General features: G+C 73.2%; 19 protein-coding genes and 1 pseudogene. 10 read left to right on the forward strand and 10 right to left on the reverse strand.

Going from position 1 to position 17,177, the window contains the following annotated elements:
- Positions 1 to 19 precede the first annotated feature (19 nt).
- Positions 20 to 535, reverse strand: a complete 516-nt coding sequence (msrA, locus tag GA0070603_RS27605; RefSeq protein ID WP_091319747.1) for a peptide-methionine (S)-S-oxide reductase MsrA — start codon at positions 533 to 535, stop codon at positions 20 to 22.
- Positions 532 to 999: a peptide-methionine (R)-S-oxide reductase MsrB gene (msrB, locus tag GA0070603_RS27610; protein WP_091319750.1), complete on the reverse strand. Its 468-nt coding sequence runs from the start codon at positions 997 to 999 to the stop codon at positions 532 to 534. The genes msrA and msrB overlap by 4 nt, the downstream gene beginning before the upstream one ends.
- A 164-nt stretch (positions 1,000 to 1,163) precedes the next feature.
- Between msrB and GA0070603_RS27615 the strand changes: the two genes are divergently transcribed.
- A complete protein-coding gene (locus tag GA0070603_RS27615) occupies positions 1,164 to 1,352 on the forward strand; it encodes a ribonuclease (RefSeq protein WP_091319752.1) in 189 nt (62 codons plus the stop codon).
- A gap of 9 nt (positions 1,353 to 1,361) precedes the next feature.
- Here the strand turns inward: GA0070603_RS27615 and GA0070603_RS27620 are convergent, their stop codons facing one another.
- A complete protein-coding gene (locus tag GA0070603_RS27620; RefSeq protein WP_091319756.1) occupies positions 1,362 to 3,212 on the reverse strand; it encodes a glycoside hydrolase family 15 protein in 1,851 nt (616 codons plus the stop codon).
- Between the two features lie 65 nt (positions 3,213 to 3,277).
- Positions 3,278 to 4,234, reverse strand: a complete 957-nt coding sequence (locus GA0070603_RS27625) for an NAD(P)/FAD-dependent oxidoreductase (protein WP_091319760.1) — start codon at positions 4,232 to 4,234, stop codon at positions 3,278 to 3,280.
- Between the two features lie 80 nt (positions 4,235 to 4,314).
- Between GA0070603_RS27625 and GA0070603_RS27630 the strand changes: the two genes are divergently transcribed.
- The 6 genes from GA0070603_RS27630 to GA0070603_RS27655 all read left to right on the forward strand — a co-directional run bounded on the left by GA0070603_RS27630 (position 4,315) and on the right by GA0070603_RS27655 (position 10,253).
- Positions 4,315 to 4,908 carry a helix-turn-helix domain-containing protein gene (locus tag GA0070603_RS27630; protein WP_091319763.1) on the forward strand — a complete coding sequence of 198 codons (594 nt, stop codon included), beginning with the start codon at positions 4,315 to 4,317 and terminating at the stop codon, positions 4,906 to 4,908.
- A 141-nt stretch (positions 4,909 to 5,049) separates the two neighbouring features.
- A complete protein-coding gene (locus GA0070603_RS27635; protein ID WP_091319766.1) occupies positions 5,050 to 6,168 on the forward strand; it encodes an acyltransferase family protein in 1,119 nt (372 codons plus the stop codon).
- 48 nt (positions 6,169 to 6,216) lie between these two features.
- Positions 6,217 to 6,954: a Stf0 family sulfotransferase gene (locus GA0070603_RS27640; RefSeq protein WP_167544593.1), complete on the forward strand. Its 738-nt coding sequence runs from the start codon at positions 6,217 to 6,219 to the stop codon at positions 6,952 to 6,954.
- A gap of 243 nt (positions 6,955 to 7,197) precedes the next feature.
- Positions 7,198 to 8,682 (forward strand): NCS2 family permease, encoded by a 1,485-nt coding sequence (locus tag GA0070603_RS27645; RefSeq protein ID WP_091319771.1) that lies wholly within the window; start codon positions 7,198 to 7,200, stop codon positions 8,680 to 8,682.
- Between the two features lie 227 nt (positions 8,683 to 8,909).
- A complete protein-coding gene (locus GA0070603_RS27650; protein ID WP_091319775.1) occupies positions 8,910 to 9,392 on the forward strand; it encodes a GNAT family N-acetyltransferase in 483 nt (160 codons plus the stop codon).
- Between the two features lie 63 nt (positions 9,393 to 9,455).
- On the forward strand, positions 9,456 to 10,253 hold the full coding sequence (locus GA0070603_RS27655) for an alpha/beta fold hydrolase (RefSeq protein WP_091319779.1): 798 nt from the start codon (positions 9,456 to 9,458) through the stop codon (positions 10,251 to 10,253).
- Here the strand turns inward: GA0070603_RS27655 and GA0070603_RS27660 are convergent.
- From GA0070603_RS27660 to GA0070603_RS27670, 3 genes are read right to left on the reverse strand one after another with little or no spacing between them, the layout of a single operon-like run.
- Positions 10,191 to 11,606, reverse strand: coding sequence for a WD40 repeat domain-containing protein (locus tag GA0070603_RS27660; RefSeq protein ID WP_091319783.1), 1,416 nt, complete (start codon positions 11,604 to 11,606; stop codon positions 10,191 to 10,193). The two genes, GA0070603_RS27655 and GA0070603_RS27660, sit on opposite strands and share 63 nt — an antisense overlap.
- On the reverse strand, positions 11,603 to 12,106 hold the full coding sequence (locus GA0070603_RS27665; RefSeq protein WP_091319787.1) for a SigE family RNA polymerase sigma factor: 504 nt from the start codon (positions 12,104 to 12,106) through the stop codon (positions 11,603 to 11,605). Before GA0070603_RS27665 ends, GA0070603_RS27660 begins: the two co-directional genes overlap by 4 nt.
- 54 nt (positions 12,107 to 12,160) lie before the next feature.
- Positions 12,161 to 12,535 carry a hypothetical protein gene (locus tag GA0070603_RS27670; RefSeq protein ID WP_244282624.1) on the reverse strand — a complete coding sequence of 125 codons (375 nt, stop codon included), beginning with the start codon at positions 12,533 to 12,535 and terminating at the stop codon, positions 12,161 to 12,163.
- Between GA0070603_RS27670 and GA0070603_RS27675 the strand changes: the two are divergent.
- Positions 12,534 to 13,332, forward strand: a pseudogene (locus GA0070603_RS27675) (helix-turn-helix domain-containing protein). The gene GA0070603_RS27670 and the pseudogene GA0070603_RS27675 overlap by 2 nt on opposite strands.
- On the forward strand, positions 13,323 to 13,511 hold the full coding sequence (locus tag GA0070603_RS27680) for a DUF397 domain-containing protein (RefSeq protein WP_091319789.1): 189 nt from the start codon (positions 13,323 to 13,325) through the stop codon (positions 13,509 to 13,511). The pseudogene GA0070603_RS27675 and the gene GA0070603_RS27680 overlap by 10 nt, the downstream one beginning before the upstream one ends.
- Positions 13,512 to 13,524: 13 nt before the next feature.
- Here the strand turns inward: GA0070603_RS27680 and GA0070603_RS27685 are convergent, their stop codons facing one another.
- Together GA0070603_RS27685 and GA0070603_RS27690 are read right to left on the reverse strand one after the other, a co-directional pair.
- Positions 13,525 to 14,460, reverse strand: coding sequence for a phosphotransferase family protein (locus GA0070603_RS27685; RefSeq protein WP_208862954.1), 936 nt, complete (start codon positions 14,458 to 14,460; stop codon positions 13,525 to 13,527).
- Between the two features lie 41 nt (positions 14,461 to 14,501).
- A complete protein-coding gene (locus GA0070603_RS27690) occupies positions 14,502 to 15,080 on the reverse strand; it encodes a dihydrofolate reductase family protein (protein WP_091319792.1) in 579 nt (192 codons plus the stop codon).
- 91 nt (positions 15,081 to 15,171) lie between these two features.
- On the opposite strand from GA0070603_RS27690, the gene GA0070603_RS27695 reads away from it, so the two are divergent.
- The gene (locus GA0070603_RS27695) at positions 15,172 to 15,756 is read left to right on the forward strand and encodes a TetR/AcrR family transcriptional regulator (RefSeq protein WP_091319796.1); all 585 of its coding nucleotides are present in this window, start codon (positions 15,172 to 15,174) and stop codon (positions 15,754 to 15,756) included.
- A 45-nt stretch (positions 15,757 to 15,801) separates the two neighbouring features.
- Here GA0070603_RS27695 and GA0070603_RS27700 read toward each other — a convergent pair whose 3' ends face one another.
- Positions 15,802 to 17,118: a hypothetical protein gene (locus GA0070603_RS27700; protein WP_139131942.1), complete on the reverse strand. Its 1,317-nt coding sequence runs from the start codon at positions 17,116 to 17,118 to the stop codon at positions 15,802 to 15,804.
- Positions 17,119 to 17,177: the final 59 nt, after the last annotated feature.

Consider the following 17,177-nt stretch of genomic DNA (forward strand, 5'->3'; position numbering starts at 1 on the left):
TCGTGGGCAGGAGGTGCGGTCAGCTCCGGCTCTCTCCCCGCCGGGGGAGCTTCCAGTCGGGCCGGGGGAAGTGGCAGGTGTAGCCGCCGGGATGCTTCTCCAGGTAGTCCTGGTGTTCCGGCTCGGCCTCCCAGAAGGGGCCGGCCGGGGTGACCTCGGTGACCACCTTCCCCGGCCACAGGCCGGAGGCGTCGACGTCGGCGATGGTGTCCTCGGCGACCTGTCGCTGCTGGTCGTCGCAGTAGAAGATGGCGGACCGGTAGCTCGTGCCGATGTCGCCGCCCTGACGGTTCTTCGTGGTCGGGTCGTGCACCTGGAAGAAGAACTCGAGCAGGTCGCGGTAGGAGAGCGTGGCGGGATCGAACTCGATCTCGATCGCCTCGGCGTGGCCCTCGTGGTTCCGGTAGGTCGCGTTCGGCACGTCCCCGCCGGTGTAGCCGACCCTGGTGTGCACGACGCCCGGACGTTTCCGGATCAGGTCCTGCATGCCCCAGAAGCAGCCGCCGGCCAGGACCGCCTTCTGCGTGTCGCTCATCGCTGTCGCCCCCCGTCCGAATGTTCGAACAACCTGCGGTACTCGCCGTAACCCTCGCGTTCGAGGTCGTCGAGCCGGATGAAGCGGAGGGAGGCGGAGTTCATGCAGTAGCGCAGCCCGCCGGCCTCCACGGGGCCGTCGTCGAACACGTGGCCCAGATGGCTGTCCCCGTGTGCCGACCGGACCTCCGTGCGGACCATGCCGAGGGTGGAGTCCCGCACCTCGACCACGTTCCTCGGCTCGATCGGCTTGGTGAAGGACGGCCAGCCGGTGCCGCTGTCGAATTTGTTGACGGAGGCGAAGAGGGGCTCGCCGGACACGACGTCGACGTAGATCCCCGGCTCCTTGTTGTCCCAGTACGGGTTGTCGAAGGCCGGCTCCGTGCCGCCTTCCTGGGTGACCCGGTACTGCTCGGGCGACAACCGGGAGACGGCCTCCGGGTTCTTGCGATACTCGGGTGACACCGTTGTTCCTCTCGGACGGGTCCCGGCAGACCTGCCGGGTCCAATCGGGTCTGCACGCGGCGCCGATGCCTACCCGGCCCGCCGATGGCTAACCGTGCTCCGGCCCGGCCGTCGGCGCGCCGGCACCGGTTTGCGGGTGTGAGCGGCCGGGCAAACGGCTGTTCATGACGGATCCGGAGCAGAGTCGGCGGCAGCAGGAGCAAGCGCTCGAGCGCGGCGAGGTGTACCAGGACGTCGAGGGTCGCCGCACCGAGGACCCGGCGGCGGGAGCCGCGAACGCCCACAGCGAAGCCGACCGCAACGTCGAGCACCTGCGCCGCGGCGAGGTCGGCCCGGGCGTCCCGGAGGAGTAGTCCGGCCGGTCAGCGCCTGCGGCGGGCCTCCGCCTCGACGTCGAGCAGCTCGTTGAGCGCCAGCGCCGTGTTGATCAGCGCGAGGTGGCTGAAGGCCTGCGGGTAGTTGCCGATCTGCTCGCCGGTCGACGCGATCTCCTCGGCGTAGAGGCCGAGGTGGTTGCTGAAGGTGAACATCTTCTCGAAGGTGAGCCGGGCGTCGTCGAGGCGGCCGGAGCGGGCCAGCGCCTCGGCGTACCAGAAGGTGCACATGTTGAACGTGCCCTCGTGGCCGGGGAGCCCGTCGGGGGAGTGGACCGGGTCGTACCGGTGGACCAGGCTGTCGGAGACCAGTTCCCGCTCGATGGCGTCGAGGGTGCGGCACCACATCGGATCCGACGGCGTCACGAAGCCGACCGCCGGCATGGACAGCAGCGCGGCGTCCAGGACGTTCTCGCCGTAGGCCTGGACGAAGGAGCCCCGGCCCCGGTGGTAGCCGCGCGCCATCACCTGGTCGTAGATCAGGTTCCGCTGGGTGGTCCAGCAGCCGATGTCCCCGGGGCGGCCGGTGCGGCCGGCGAGCCGGATGGCCCGGTCCAGCGCCACCCAGGACATCACCCGGCCGAAGGTGTAGTCCCGGGGATGGTGCCGGCTCTCCCAGATGCCGGCGTCGGGCTGGTCCCAGTTGTGGCACAGCCAGTCGACGAGCCGTACGGTGCTCTTCCACACCTGGTGGGAGACCCGGATGCCCTGTTCGTCGGCGACGTGCATGGCGAACAGCGCCTCGCCGTGGATGTCGAGCTGGAGCTGGTCCGCCGCGCCGTTGCCGATCCGGACGGGCCGGGAGCCGCGGTAGCCCTCCAGGTGGTCGAGGATCTCCTCGTGCAGGTCCGACGAGCCGTCGACCCGGTACATGATCTTCAGCGGGGCCTGGTGGTCGCCGGCCTCACGGATCCGCTCGTCGAGCCAGTCCATGTACCGGCCGACCTCCTCGGTGAAGCCGAGACCGAGCAGGGCGTGCACCGAGAACGACGTGTCCCGGACCCAGGTGTAGCGGTAGTCCCAGTTGCGCGTGCCGCCGACCAGTTCGGGCAGCGCGGCCGTCGGCGCGGCGATCATGGCGCCGGTGGGCGCGTACGTCATCAGCTTCAGCGTGATGGCCGACCGTTCGACCATCTCCCGCCACCGGCCGGTGTAGCGGGAGCGTTCGACCCACCGCCGCCAGTAGTCGCGGGTCCACTCGAACATCCCCTGCACCTCTTCGAGGGGGACGGCCCGGGGTTCCATGTCCGAGTTCGTCTCCAGCACCACCCCGCCGGTGTCGCCCTCGTTGAGGGTGCCGAACCCGATGAGGTCGCCGTCCTCCAGGTGCATGTCCTCCTCGGCGATCAGGCGGCGGACCGGCTGGACCGGGTTGAAGGTGAGCGACGCGGACGAGCCGCGGAAGACGTACCCGTTGCGGTGCCGTTCCAGGCGGGGCCGCTCCCGCGCGTAGTCGAACCGGGGCCGGCACTCCAGCCGGAACCGCATGCTGCCCCGGACCATGGTGACGATCCGCACCAGGCGGTGCACCTCGGTCGCCTTCTCGCCGGTGACCGGCATGAAGTCCTGGACCTCGGCGACCCCGTCGGCGCTGATGAACCGCGTGATGAGGATCGGGGTGCCCGGCAGGTAGAGCTGCTTGGTCACGTAGGTGGTCTCGTCGGGGCAGATGCGGAAGAAGCCGCCGCGCTCCCGGTCCAGCAGGCTGGCGAAGATGCTGGGGGAGTCGAAACGGGGCGCGCAGAACCAGTCGATCGTCCCGTCGCAGGTCACCAGGGCGGCGGTCTGGAGATCACCGATCAGCCCGTGGTCCTCGATCGCCGGATACCCGTCGTCCACGTCGCCCCCCGTCTCGACTGCATCCCTCCGCAGTAACCTAAACGGGAATAATGTCCGTGTAAGTCTTATTCGTGAATGCCACCCGGTCGCGCCGCCTCGACCGCCCGGCGGGTCTCCTCGGCCACCAGGTCGCCGTTGATCGCGGCGGCCGCCAGGGCGCCCGCCGCCGCGGCCGCGCCGACCTGGGCGGCCGGGTCGGTGACGTTGCCCGCCACCCACACCCCGGGCACCGCGGTACGCCCCGTCGGGTCGGCCGGGACGTGTTCGCCGGCCCCGGACGGGTGCGCCACCGCCGGCAACCCGAGCGCCGCCAGGAACCCGGCCCGCGCCACCATCCGGGGAGCGGCGACGAGCACCTCGCGGGCGACCGGCCGGCCGTCGCTGAGGCGTACCCCGACCAGCCGGTCCGCGACGACCTCCAGCGACGCGACCTCGCCCTCGACGACGCGGACGCCGCGGGCCGCCAGTTGCTCCGCCTGCTCGTCGGTGAGCGGCGGCGCGGTGTGGCGCAGGAAGAGGACGTCGTCGCTCCACTGCCGGAACAGCAGCGCCTGGTGCACCGACAGCGGCCCCGTGGCCAGCACCCCGACGGGCCGGTCGCGCACCTCCCACCCGTGGCAGTACGGGCAGTGCACCACGTCCCGGCCCCACCGCTCGCGCAGGCCGGGCAGTTCCGGCAGCTCGTCGACGAGGCCGGTGGCCACCAGCAGCCGGGCGGCCCGGACCGGTCGGCCGTCGGCCGGCACCACCACGAAGTCCTCGCCGTCGCGGGTCACCGTCTCGACCTGGCCGTCCCGCAGGTGCCCGCCGTACCGGCGGACCTCGTCCCGGCCGCGTGCCAGCAGCTCCGCCGGGGGCATGCCGTCGCGGGCCAGCAGCCCGTGCACCCCCTCGGCCGGGGCGTTGCGCGGGCTGCCCCCGTCGATCACGAGGACCGACCGGCGCGCCCGGGCCAGCATCAGCGCCCCGCTCAACCCGGCGGCGCCGCCGCCGATCACCACCACCTCGTAACGTTCGGTCATTCTGACCACCTCCCGCGGCAACCATGCGACAGTGGTGGCCGCACCCGCAAACTTTGTTGCTGATCTGGCAAACTGGTGGAATGGACGACGACCTCGACCGCGCGCTCGACGCGGTGGGCCCCCGGCTGCGCGCGCTGCGCCGCGAACGGGAGACCACCCTGGCGGACCTGGCGGCCGCCACCGGCATCTCGGTGAGCACCCTGTCCCGCCTGGAGTCCGGCAGCCGCCGCCCCACCCTCGAACTGCTGCTGCCGCTGGCCCGGGCGCACGGCGTGACGCTCGACGAGCTGGTCGGCGCCCCGCCCACCGGCGACCCGCGCATCCACCTGCGGCCGGTCACCCGGCACGGCATGACCATGCTGCCGCTCACCCGCCGGCCCGGCGGCATCCAGGCGTACAAGCTGGTCATCCCGGCCGGCGGGCGGCCCGCCGAGCCCACCCCGCAGACCCACGAGGGGTACGAGTGGGTCTACGTGCTGAACGGCCGGCTGCGGCTGGTCCTCGGCGAGCACGACCTGGTGCTCACCCCCGGCGAGGCGGCCGAGTTCGACACCCGGGTGCCGCACTGGTTCGGCCCCGCCGACGCCGAGGCGGTCGAGTTCCTCAGCCTCTTCGGCGCCCAGGGCGAACGCGCCCACCTCCGCGCCCGCCCCCGGGACCCCGCCCGGAGCTGACCGCCCCGCCGCCTGGGCCGGAGCCGGTCACGCACCGTGACGGTCCGGGGTCGAGATCGTTGATCAGTCGGCGGCCGGCGGTCACCGGACTGACCCGGGCGCCCACCGTCCCGCCCTCAGTCCGGCACCGGGAGCACCCACATGACCCTGACCGCCCGGCCCAGCGCCCCGCCCCGCACCGCACGGCGGCAGAACTGCTTCGACGCACTCCGGCTGGCGGCCGCCGGCTGCGTCCTGGTCCAGCACGCCAGCACCCACCTGGGCGCCGGCTTCCTGTGGTACCGCCACGGGGGCGCCCTGTGGTTCTTCGACGGCGTCGTCGCGTTCTTCATCCTCAGCGGCGGCATGGTGTACGCCTCGGCGGAACGCTGCCGCCGGGAGGGCCGGCCGGCCCGGGAGTACCTGCGCAACCGGTTCCTCCGGATCGTCCCGGCGCTCTACCTGTACTTCGCCGTGATGTCCGCCGCGCTCGTCGCGCTGGGGATCGTGTCCCTCGGCGCGCTCCGCGGCACGCCGTTCCTGGCCTGGGCGGCCAGCAACCTGGCGCTGGTCCCCGTCTACCACCCGGCGCTGTTCCACGGATTCGGCGTGGGCGTGGTGAACGGCAGCCTCTGGACCATCCCGGTCGAGGTCAGCTTCTACCTGCTCCTGCCTCTCCTCGTGTGGCTCGCGCACCGGGCCGGTTTCCGCGCCATGGTCGCGGTCGCGTTCACCGCCGGGCTCACCGGCACCGTCCTGCACGCGGCGCTCGGCGGGCCGACCACCGAGGTGCTCGGCGGGAAGCTGCTCGGCGTGACGTTCTGGCCCTGGCTGGCCTTCTTCGTCATCGGCATCGCCATCGGCCGGGCCTGGCCGAGGCTCCCGCAGCACGGGGCGCTGGCCGCCGGCGCCGCGCTGCTGTACGCGGCCGGCACCGCGCTCCGCCTCCGGGCCGACGCGGACTGGTCCGTGGTGGCGGCCGTCGCCACGGCGTTGCCCCTGGCGTACCTGCTGTTCTGGGTCGGCCACCACGGCCCGGCGGTGCTGCGCCGGTCGACCGAGCGGCTCGGTGACCTCAGCTTCGGCGTCTACATCTGGCACATGCCGGTGATCAACGTGCTGCTGTGGTCGGGCCTGGCGGGACGGCTGCGCGACACCGTGCTGGTCACCGTGGTCATCGTGGTCACCGGCCTGCTCGCGTACGCCTCGTGGCACCTCGTGGAGAAGCCCGCGCTGCGGCTCAAGCGCTACACCTCCCGGCCCGGCGCGCTCGCCGGCTGAACCCGATACCCGGTTGCCGGGGCCGGGCCGCTCCGGTTGGCTCGGGGAGTGACCGGCGTCGACGCGTACTTCATCTGTGCGGTGCCGCGGACGGGCAGTTCGCTGCTCTGCGGGCTGCTGGCCTCCACCGGGGTGGCCGGCCGGCCGGAGGCGTACTTCCGGGTGCCGGACGAGCCGCTCTGGGCCGCCCGCTGGGGCCTGCCGGCCGGGGAGTGGCACTACCGCGACTACGTCCGGGCGGCCCTGGCGGCCGGCCGGACCGGCAACGGCGTGTTCGGGGCGAAGCTGATGTGGGGGACGCTGGACCGGGTGGTCGAAGGGCTGGCCGCCGGGAATCCGGAGCTGGCCGGCGCGGATGATGCGCTGCTGCGCCGGGCCTTCGGCCGGACCGCCTTCGTGCACCTGCGCCGTGACGACGTGCTCGCGCAGGCGGTCTCCTGGCTGCGCGCCGAGCAGACCGGCCGGTGGACCGACACCGCCCCGGACGCCGTCGACGCCGCCGGCCCGGCCACCGGCAAGCCCCGCTACGACCCGGACGGCATCGACGAGTTGCTGCGCACGATCGCCGAGCATCAGGCGGCCTGGGACACCTGGTTCGCCCGGTACGGGATCACCCCGCACCGGGTGCGCTACGAGGACCTGGCGGCCGACCCGCCCGGGGTGACCCGGGGCCTCCTCGACGCGCTCGGACTGCCGTCGGCAGGGGTGCCGGTCCGGCCCCGGCACGCCCGTCAGGCCGACGCGCTCAACGCCGAATGGATCGCCCGGCACCGCGCCGGGACGTGACCTTGGCCACCCGCGCGCCGGCTCCCCGCGTAGGGGCAGGTCATCCGCCGTTACCCGGCGGTTAAGGTGGGCGTCGCGAAGTCGCTTCCCGGAACCCGGGGCGCGGCTTCGTAGTGCTTCACGGGACCCGTGGAGCCCAGCCGTCCCGCCGTTCTCCGGGCCAACCGAAACGGGACTGCTGCACCCCCACCGCCCGACCGGCGCGACCGGCTGGGCCAACCCGGAACGGAGTAAGGCCACGCCATGAGCGTGTCTACGCAGGATCCTGCTGTCCCGGTGGAGCCGGCGGAACCCGCCGCGCAGAGCCGCCTCGACCGCTTCTTCGAGATCACCCGCCGGGGCTCGACGGTCAGGCGCGAGGTGCTCGCCGGGATCACCACCTTCGCGACGATGGCCTACATCGTCGTGCTCAACCCGCTGATCATCGGCACCGCGCCGGACAAGGACGGCAACCTCCTCGGGATCGCGCCGGTCGCCGGGGTCACGGCCCTGGTCGCCGCGGTCATGACGATCATGATGGGCATCGTCGGCCGGGTGCCGTTCGCCGTGGCCACCGGCCTCGGGCTGAACGCCTTCGTGGCGTACGCGGTCGCGTCCCAGATGAGCTGGGCCGAGGCCATGGGCCTGGTCGTCATCGAGGGTCTGATCATCACGGTGCTGGTGCTCACCGGCTTCCGGAAGGCCGTCTTCCGGGCCATCCCGGCCGAGCTGAAGGCGGCCATCGCGGCCGGCATCGGCCTGTTCATCGCGCTGATCGGCTTCGTCGACGGCGGTCTGGTCCGGGCCGGCACCGGCGTGCCGCTCCAGCTCGGCTCGGGCAGCAACGGCACCCTGCACGGCTGGCCCACTGTCGTCTTCCTGGTCGGCCTGCTGGTCACCGGCATCCTGGTCGCCCGCAAGGTGAAGGCCGGCGTCCTGATCGGCATCGTGGCCACCACTGTCGTCGCGGTGGCCGTCAACGCGTTCGCCAAGCCCGGCGGGGCGTTCACCGCCGACGGCAAGCCCAACCCGGACGGGTGGCGGCTCAACGTGCCGACCCTGCCGGACCCGCTCTTCCAGACCCCCGACCTGCACCTGGTCGGCAACGTGTCGTTCGGCGCGTTCGCCCACGTCGGCCTGGTCACCGCGCTGCTGCTGGTCTTCACCCTGGTGCTGGCCGACTTCTTCGACGTCATGGGCACCACTGTCGGCCTCGCCAAGCAGGCCAACCTGACCACCGAGGACGGCACCGACATGCCGCGCCTGGGCAAGGTGCTCTTCGTCGACGGCGTCGCCGCGGTCGCGGGCGGCGCGGGCAGCGCCTCCTCCGCCACCACGTACGTCGAGTCCTCCTCCGGCATCGCGGACGGCGGGCGGACCGGCCTGACCAGCGTGGTCACCGGCGTGCTCTTCCTGGGCGCGCTGCTGCTCACCCCGCTGGTGTCGCTGGTGCCGAGCGAGGCCGCCGGCCCGGCGCTCGTGGTGGTCGGCGCGCTCATGATCCGCCAGGTCAAGGACATCGACTTCACCGACGTGGGCGTCGCGGTCCCGGCCTTCCTGACGATGACCCTCATGCCGTTCACCTACTCGATCACCAACGGCATCGGCGCCGGTTTCGTCAGCTGGGTGGCGATCCGGGTGGCCCAGGGCAAGGCCCGGCAGATCCACCCGCTGATGTGGGCGGTGGCCGTCGCGTTCGTGATCTACTTCGGCATCAACCTGGTCAAGGCCGTTACCGGCGTCAGCTGACCGACCCCCGCCCGCGCCCCCGTTACCCGTTGGCCCGAGGTAACGGGGGCGCGGCGTATCCGGATCATGGGTTAGAGTGCCATCGCGCGGACACGCGACCGTCGTGGGCGCAGGGGGATGAGGCCATGGATCGCCATGAGCTTCCCCTGCCATGCCTTTTTCCGGGTCGCGCCTTCTGACTGAGACTCACCGCGACCCGGGTCACTCCACGACCTTGGAGAATCGCGTTGTCCAACCCTGACCTGACCACCGACCGTCTCGTACTCCGCCCCTGGCCGGCCGACGAGGTCGCCGCCGTCGTCGCCGGCGAGCGGCGCCCGCACTGGGCGCCGGACTTCCCGGCCGACGGCGAGCGGGTGATCGCCGGGATCATCGCCGGCAACCCGGACCGGCCGCACGGCCACCGGCTCGTCATCGAGCGGGAGACCGGCCTCACCGTGGGCGGCATCGGGCTGAAGTTGCCGCCCACCGACGGCGCGGTCGAGTTCGGCTACGGCCTCGTCCCGTCCCGGCGCTGCCGCGGCTACACCACCGAGGCGGTCCGGGCCCTGGTGGCCCACGCCCGCACCCTGCCCGGGGTGACGCTCGTGTACGCCACGGTCGACCCGGCAAACGTGCCGTCCGTGCGGGTGCTGGAGAAGGCCGGCCTGCGCCGGGACGGCGTGGTCGAGACCGACGAAGGCCGACTGCACCGGTACGTCGCCGGGTAACGCCGGACGGACCGGCCCGGCGGTGGGGCGACCCGCCGCCGGGCCGACCGTCGTTGAAGGGGTGTGACCTACGCGGACGTCAACGGGGTGCGGCTCTGGTACGAGGTCCACGGCGCCGGCCGCCCGCTCGTCCTGCTGCACGGCGGCTACGGCTCGACGGAAACGTTCGCGCCCGTCCTGCCCCACCTCGTCACGCGCCGGCAGGTCGTCGCCGTCGACCTCCAGGGCCACGGCCGCACCGCCGACGTGGACCGGCCGCTGCGTCACGAGTCGATGGCCGAGGACGTCGCCGCGCTCCTGCGGCACCTCGACCTGCCGGCCGCCGACGTGCTCGGCTACTCACTCGGCGGCGGGGTGGCGCTGCGCGCCGCGATCCAACACCCCGACCTGGTCCGCCGCCTCGTGCTGGTCTCCACCCCGTACCGCCGGCAGGGCTGGTACCCGGAGGTGTTGGCCGCGATGGCCGCCCAGGACGAACGGGTCGCCGAGCGGATGCGCGGCACCCCGCCGCACGAGCGCTACGAACGGGTCGCGCCCCGCCCGCAGGACTGGCCGGCGCTCTGGGCGAAGACCGGCGAGCTGCTGCGCCGCGAGTACGACTGGTCCGCCGCTGTGGCCGCCCTGCCCATGCCGGTGCTGCTGGTGTTCGCCGACGCCGACTCGATCCCCGTCCACCACGTGGCCGAGTTCTTCGGACTGCTGGGCGGCGGTCACCGGGACGCCGGCGGGGACGGCACCGGCCGGCCCGCGTCCCGGCTGGCTGTGCTGCCCGGGCTGACCCACTACGACATCGTCGGCTCACCCGCCCTGCCGGCCGCGGTGCTGCCCTTCCTCACCCACGAGGTGCGCGCTCCGGAGTGACCGGTGCGCCCGTCGTCGCCGGAGCACGCGCGCGGCCACCAGGCCGCCGAGCACCAGCGCCGCCGCCAAGGCCGCCCACCAGACGCGGCCGCCCGGTCCGGACGGCGGATCCGCCGCGCGGACCCGGCCGGCGCGCACCACCGCGTCCGCCACGTCGATGGCGAGCACCTGGTCCGGGGCGGTCAGCAGCGTGTCCGGCGCGGCGGCCCCCGGGGCCAGGCCCAGCACCCGGACGGCCCGCACGTTCCCGTACGCGGTGCGCTGGTCCATCTCCAGGGAACCGGCGAAGGAGGCCGGGGAGTTCGGCTCGGGCCGGTAGCCGACCACCAGCGCGGAGCCGTCCGGCCACCAGCCCAGCAGCCGGATGGTGGTGACGCCGTCGACCGCGGGCAGCGCCAGCACGCCGAGGTCCCGGCCCGTGGCCGGGTCGACCCGGCGCAGCCGCCACCGGGTGGTGTCCGGGTCGCGGCTCACCAGGGCCAGCGTCCCGTCCGGCAGCCAGGCCCCCTTGCCGGCCAGCCCGCTCTCCGGCGGCAGCGAAAACGAGGTGATCTGCCGCCCGTCGGTGCCGGTCACGAGCACCTTGTCGCCTACCTGGAAGGCCAGCCGGGACCCGTCGGCGCTGAACGCGACAGGGGTCCCGAAGATCGGCAGTTGGTTGGTTTCGAGCAGGCGTACCGCCTGGCCGGTGTCGAGCCGCACCAGGCTGAGCGTGTTGACGTAGGCGCTGCCCTCCGGGTTGGCCGGCGTGGCGTCCCGGACCACCAGCGCGGTCCCGTCCGGCGCCCAGCCGACCGGCTCGGTCAGGGTGCTGCCCGACACCGTGCTCGCCAGGTGCCCGACCGTCCCGTCGACCAGGTCCACCAGATCGACCCGGGGGTGCTCGCCGGAACCGGCCGGAACGGAGACCCGCCGCCCGTCGGGGGAGAGCAGCACCTTCTCCCCGACCGGCGCCTCGAAGCCGACCCTCCAGGTCCGGTAGCGGTCGGCGTCCGCCCCGACGATGCCGATGGTGCCGTCCTCGTCGAGCAGGCCGGTGAGCCCTCGCGCCTGCCCGCTGAAGATCAGCGCGGCCGGGCCGAGCCGGGGCCGGTCGGTCGCGCGCAGCGAGCCGAACGCCGGCAGGCCGATCCGGTCGGGCAGCGCTGGGCCACCCGCGCCGGCCGGCGCGATCGAGGGCCGGTCGTCGCCGCGTACCGCCACCGGCACCAGCGCCACCAGCACCAGCACGGCCGCGACCGCCGCCGCCCGCCGCCGCGTGCGCCGTGCGGTCCGCACCGCCCGCTCGTGCACCGGGTACGCGGGCACCTCGGCCGCCGCCTCCCGCAGGGCCTCCCGCAGCCGTACGCTCATCGCCCGCTCCTCTCCGGCGTCCGCTCCCACAGGTCGGGGACGAGGTCCCGGAGCCGGCGCACGGCGTCGTGCCCGTGCCGCTTCACCGTGCCCACCGAGCAGCCGAGCACCTCGGCCACCTGCGCCTCGGTCAGGTCCTCGTAGTAGCGGAGCACCACCACGGCCCGCTGCCGGGCGGTGAGCCGGCGCAGCGCGGCCACGACGCTGAGCCGCAGCGCGGTGTTCTCGGTGTGGTCGCCGCCGCCCCGCTCGACCGGCGTCGCGTCCAGCCGTTCCGCCACCCGCCGCCGGCGCCACCACGAGACCTGCTGGTGGTACATGACCCGGCGCACATACGCCTCCGGGTCCCCGTCGCGGATCCGCCGCCAGTGCCGGTACGTCCGCGCCAGCGCGCTCTGCAACAGGTCCTCGGCGTGCTGGTGGTCCCCGGTCAGCAGGTACGCGGTCCGCGACAGCGCGGGCGACCGCTGCACCACGAACTCGTGGAACGTCTCCGACATGCCCACCCCCTCGCCCTCTGAGAACGCGGTCCGGCCGCCGGATGGTTGAGGCGGTCATTCGACCACGCCCCGGCGGTACGGCCCCCATGCCACGAACCGCTCGAACAGGTCGCGCGGCGTGGGCCCGTCGTGCGGGTTGAGCCGGAACAGGTCGTGGGTGGCCTCGTGGTAGAGCCCGGACAGGTAGACGGCCAGGTCGATCGGGTGGTCGGCGTACTCGGCCTTGAGCAGCAGCCGGGCCTGGGCGCACGGCCACGGCGTGCCGCAGGCCCGGCACAGCCACATCGGCCGGATCGGCAGGTGCGGCGGCCGGTCCGGCGGGTAGGAAGGCTTTCCGTCGCTCTGGATGGCTGCTGAGCAGAGCCGGAGCGGGGCGCGGGAAACCGTGGGAAGCGGTGTGCGGATCTGGGCGGAGGCAGGGGAGAGCATGGGCGGGTCGTGGTGGGATTTCATCGCCGGTGAGCTGCGACAGGCGCGCCTCCGAGCCGGCCTCAGCCAGGAGGACCTGGCTCGCAGAATCAACTACTCGGCGTCCCATGTCTCCGGTGTGGAGACTGGCCAGCGTGCGCCGAAGGCGGACTACCTGGTCGCAATGGACCAGGCGCTGGACACGGGCGGGGTGTTCGGCCGACTGCTACGCCACGCCTCGCTGGTCCAGGGAGCCCCGCCATGGATGCGAGCATGGATCGACGACGAACGTGCGGCCACCCTGATGCGTTGGTACGAGCCGGCCTATGTCCCCGGCATCCTCCAGACCGAGGCGTATGCGCGCATGACGCTGGCCGAAAGCCTGCTCAGTGCCGACAGGATCGAGCAGCGGGTAGCTTCCCGGCTCGGGCGGCAGTCCATCCTCACGCGCGAGGAGGACCCAGCTCGTCGCGGTGCTCGACGTGATGGTGCTGCGTCGTCCCTTGCAGGGTCATGCCGCGTTGATGGGTGAGCAGCTCGCCCATCTGGTCAAGATGGCCGCGCTGCCGCACGTGCAGATCCTGGTGGTGCCCGAGGAGGCCGGGCTCTACCCTGCACTGCAAGGCGGTTTCATCCTGGCCAGCTTGAGCGACGCCTCGGTGGTCGCATATATCGACCAGCAGGTCCGCGCGCAGGTGATGCAGGAGGCCGAGGACATCGCCGCTCTGCAACGGCATTGGGAGGCGGTCCGTGGGGAAGCCCTGTCCCGCCGACAGTCTCTCGACCTGATCAACGAGGCGGCGCGATCATGGATCTGACCGGTGCTCGGTGGCGCAAGTCGACCCGCTCGGGCTCGAACGGCGGCGCCTGTGTCGAGGTGGCCGGCAACCTGCCGGGCGTGGTCGGCGTTCGGGACAGCAAGGACCCGGCCGGCCCCACCCTCACGTTCACTCCCGAAGCCTGGCGCGCCTTCGTCACCTTCGCGAAGCGGGCCTGACCCCGCCGGCCCGTCAGCCCAGGCGGCGGGCGAGCCAGGGCAGCAGCGCGTCGCCCTGCAGGCGCTGGAACGCGCGGACCGTCGGGATGCCGGGCGGGGGCGGCTGGCGGGCGCCGTCCAGGAAGAACCCGGTGAACCCGGCCAGCACCCCGGTCAGGTCGGCCGGGTCCACAGCGGCGGCGAGCGGCAGGGCGGCCAGCAGCGCCTCCGGGTCGTGGCCGCCGTGCACCTGCACGTTGACCAGGGCCAGCAGGCTGTCCAGCCAGGCCGGCCCGCGGCAGGCCCACGGCCAGTCGACGACGGTGACCGCGCCGTCCGGGCCGATGAGCAGGTTGTCGGCCCGGATGTCGACGTGGCAGAGGGTGTCGCCGGCCAGCGCGGCCAGCCCCCGGTCGGCGGCCGCGCACAGCTCGGTGAGCCGGGACCGCGCCCAACCGTCCAGGTCGGCCGGTGGGTCGGCGGCGATCCGCCGCCAGCCGCCGAAGTCGTGCCCGAGATGCTCGGTCGCGGTGGTGGCCACCGCGGCGGGCGCGGGGGTGAGGATCGCGGCCATTGCCTCCAGTGTGGACAGCACGGCGGCCAGCTCGCCGGCCTCCCAGGGGGTGACCGGGTGCCGGCCCTCGACGTCGGTGAAGACCAGCGCGATCCAGTCCCCGTCGTCGTGGCTGCCGATCAGCCGGGGCGCCGGCGTGGCGGGCGGCAGGGCCGCGGCGACGCGTGCCTCGGCGCGGTGCAGCGTGGGGCTGCGGTCGTTCTGCGCCGGGCTGACCGCCTTGACGAATGCCCGCCCGCCACCGGCGGTGCGGACCCGGTCGGCGGTGCCGGGGGAGAAGCCGCCGTGCTGTGACTCGGCCGCCACCACCCGGTCGCCGAGGATCTCCTCGACCGCGGCGCGGACGGGGGCGGGCAGGTCGGCCCAGCGGATCCGGCTCTTCGTCAGGCTGGTCACCGTCCCACCGTGCGCGACCCCGCCCGGCCGCGGCAAGCCGATTACCGCGCCCCGGCGGTGTAGCGGAGCACCACCAGACCGCTGTCGAACGGCAGGGTGTCGACAAGGGTGAACCGGGTGGGCGTGAAGCCCCGGTCGGCAAGCGGGATGCCGCTGCCGGCCACGATGGGGTGCAGCTTGACCACCAGCTCGTCGACCTCGTCGAGGAGCTGGCCGGCGAGTTGCCCGCCGCCGCAGAGCCAGATGTCGCCGCCCGGCTGCTGCTTCAGGTCGCGGACGAAGGCCACCGGGTCGGCGTCGACGATCTCCACCTGCGGGTCGTCGGACGGGGGCAGGGAGCGGGAGAAGACGTACTGCGTGAGGTGCGCGTAGGGGCTGGTCACGCCGATCTTCAGCGCCGGGTCGTAGGTGGCGCGGCCCATGAGCAGGGCGTCGAAGCGGCCGGCCGGCGGCGAGGCGATGCCGAACTGGGCGTGGGTGAACGTGGGGAAGGTCTGGGGCCACTCGGCGGACAGGTGGGCCGCCACGTCCGGCTCCAGCGGGAGGAAGTCGTAGGACCCGTCGGGGGCGGCGATGAAGCCGTCGAGGGTGCTGGCGACATAGTAGACGAGCTTGCGCAAACCGACTCCGATGTTCGGGATCAACCACGACGGCTGTCGTGGTGCGAGGAGAATGTACAACACCTGTCGTAGTTCTTGCTAGGGTGTTCGCGTGGCCAGAAATCCGGAACGCCGTACCCTGCTCGCCGACGCCGGGCTGCGGGTGCTCGCCGCCGCCGGCGCGCGCGGCCTGACCCACCGGGCGGTGGACGCCGAGGCCGGCGTGCCCACCGGCACCGCCTCCAACTACTTCCCGTCCCGGGCGGCGCTCCTCGCCGGGCTGGCCGAACGGATCTTCGACCGGATGGCGCCCGACCCGGCCGTGCTGGCCGAACTCGGCGGGCGGGAACCCTCCCTCACGCTGGTCACCGACTACCTGCGCTACATCGTCGAGCGCACCACCCGCGAGCCCGACCTCACCCGCGCCCTGTTCGAGCTGCGGCTGGAGGCCTCCCGGCGCCCCGAACTGCGGGCCGCGCTCGGCGACGTGCTGCGCCGGGGGTACGCCGACGACGTCGCCTTCCACGTCGCCGCCGGGCTGCCCGGCGGCGCCTTCGAGATCGCCCTGCTGCACTACGCGGTCGACGGCCTCCTGCTCGACCTGCTCACCACCTCGATCGACGCCGGGTTCGACGCCGACCAGGTGGTGTCCGCCCTGGTCGCCCGTCTGGTCGGCGAGGCCGGGCGCATGACCTGACCCGCGTCCGGCGGACCGGGCCGGTCCAGGAGCGACGCGTCGGAGCTACCCGGCGTCGTGGACGGATTCGACGGCCTGCGACCCGGACGGTCCACGCAGGTGCCGGTCCAGCACGGGGTCCCGGCGGAGCGCCGCACCGAGGGCCCGCACTCCCATGTAGAGCGGCATGGAAGCAGCCGCCGCAATGTCCTCGGGCAGGCAGTCCAGCGAGTCCGGGTCACGGCGGAGCTGTTCCAGGTCCAGCCGGCAGTCGACGGTCAGGCGCTGCACGTACGGCGTCTCCACCAGCCGCACGTCCGTGTCGTGGAGATCGTCCGAGGAGACGGTGAGCATGGTCAGGCCCAGGTACTCCGGCTTGGCGCCCCGGTTGAGCCACCGGAAGTAACCCAGCATCCACGTCCGCCCGAGCTGGTGCGGGGCGAGGTGGCTCTCCTCCATCAGCTCCCGGCGCATGGCGGCGGTCAGGAAGTCGACGAAGGATTCCCCCGGCGGTCGGTCGCGCAGATCGGTCAGATCCACGGAGCCCGAGCCTGCCGGAGCGGCGAGTCCTCCGCCGCTCACCGCGGCCTTCGGCTGCTGCCAGCACAGCACGAGCTTCCGGTCAGTGGTCATCGCGAGCGTGGAGACGCCGATCGCGTTCGCCAGCCTGCTGTCGGAGAGCGTCAACAGGCGCCCGTCCTCGGCGTAGGGCAGGCGGCTGCCGTCCAGGTGGACCGCACCGGTCCGGCGATCCACCACCCGCCACCCGAAGAGGTAGTTGGAGCAGATCAGGGAGTAGTAGTCGGTGTCGCTCAACCGGATCTCCCCGGCACGGAGCAGTTCCGGCGTCAACTCGTCGTCCTGCCGCACCAACCGCCCGTTGAACATCGTGCCGCGGCGGACCCGAGCGGCCAGGATCGCTGCGGCGTGGGCCGTTACGCGCTTCGGCAGCACGTGGCGGTCGGCCGACCACAGATAGCCCGCGTCCGCGTCGCGCAGGGCCTCGTCCACGTCGGGCCGGCACCACGCCACCTCGCTCGGGTCGGTGGGAAGCCGGACCAGGCCGGCCGGGGCGACCACCGGCGGTGTGGTCGCTGCCCGGTTCCGCACGAGCGCCACGCGACCCCGGCGCAGGGCCACCCACTCCGGTGCCAGCAGGATCACGGACAGCAGCACCCCGACCACCCCGGCCAGGAACGCCGGCACCGATCCGAGCGGAGTCGACGCCAGCCCCAGCAGGCCCAGGAGGAAACTGACCACGGCCGCGTACCAGGTCCACCGGTGCCGGGCCAGCGCGAGCCGCAGCTGCCATCGACTGCGGACCCCCACCACCAGCAACCAGAGGCGCGCCTGGCGCAGCCTCGGGGCTGAGAGCCTCGCCATCTCGCACTCCTGTTCCCGCCGCGAACCCTCCGCCGCGCGGGCACACACGCTAGCGGAGA

Source organism: Micromonospora chersina, assembly GCF_900091475.1.
Lineage (GTDB): Bacteria > Actinomycetota > Actinomycetes > Mycobacteriales > Micromonosporaceae > Micromonospora > Micromonospora chersina.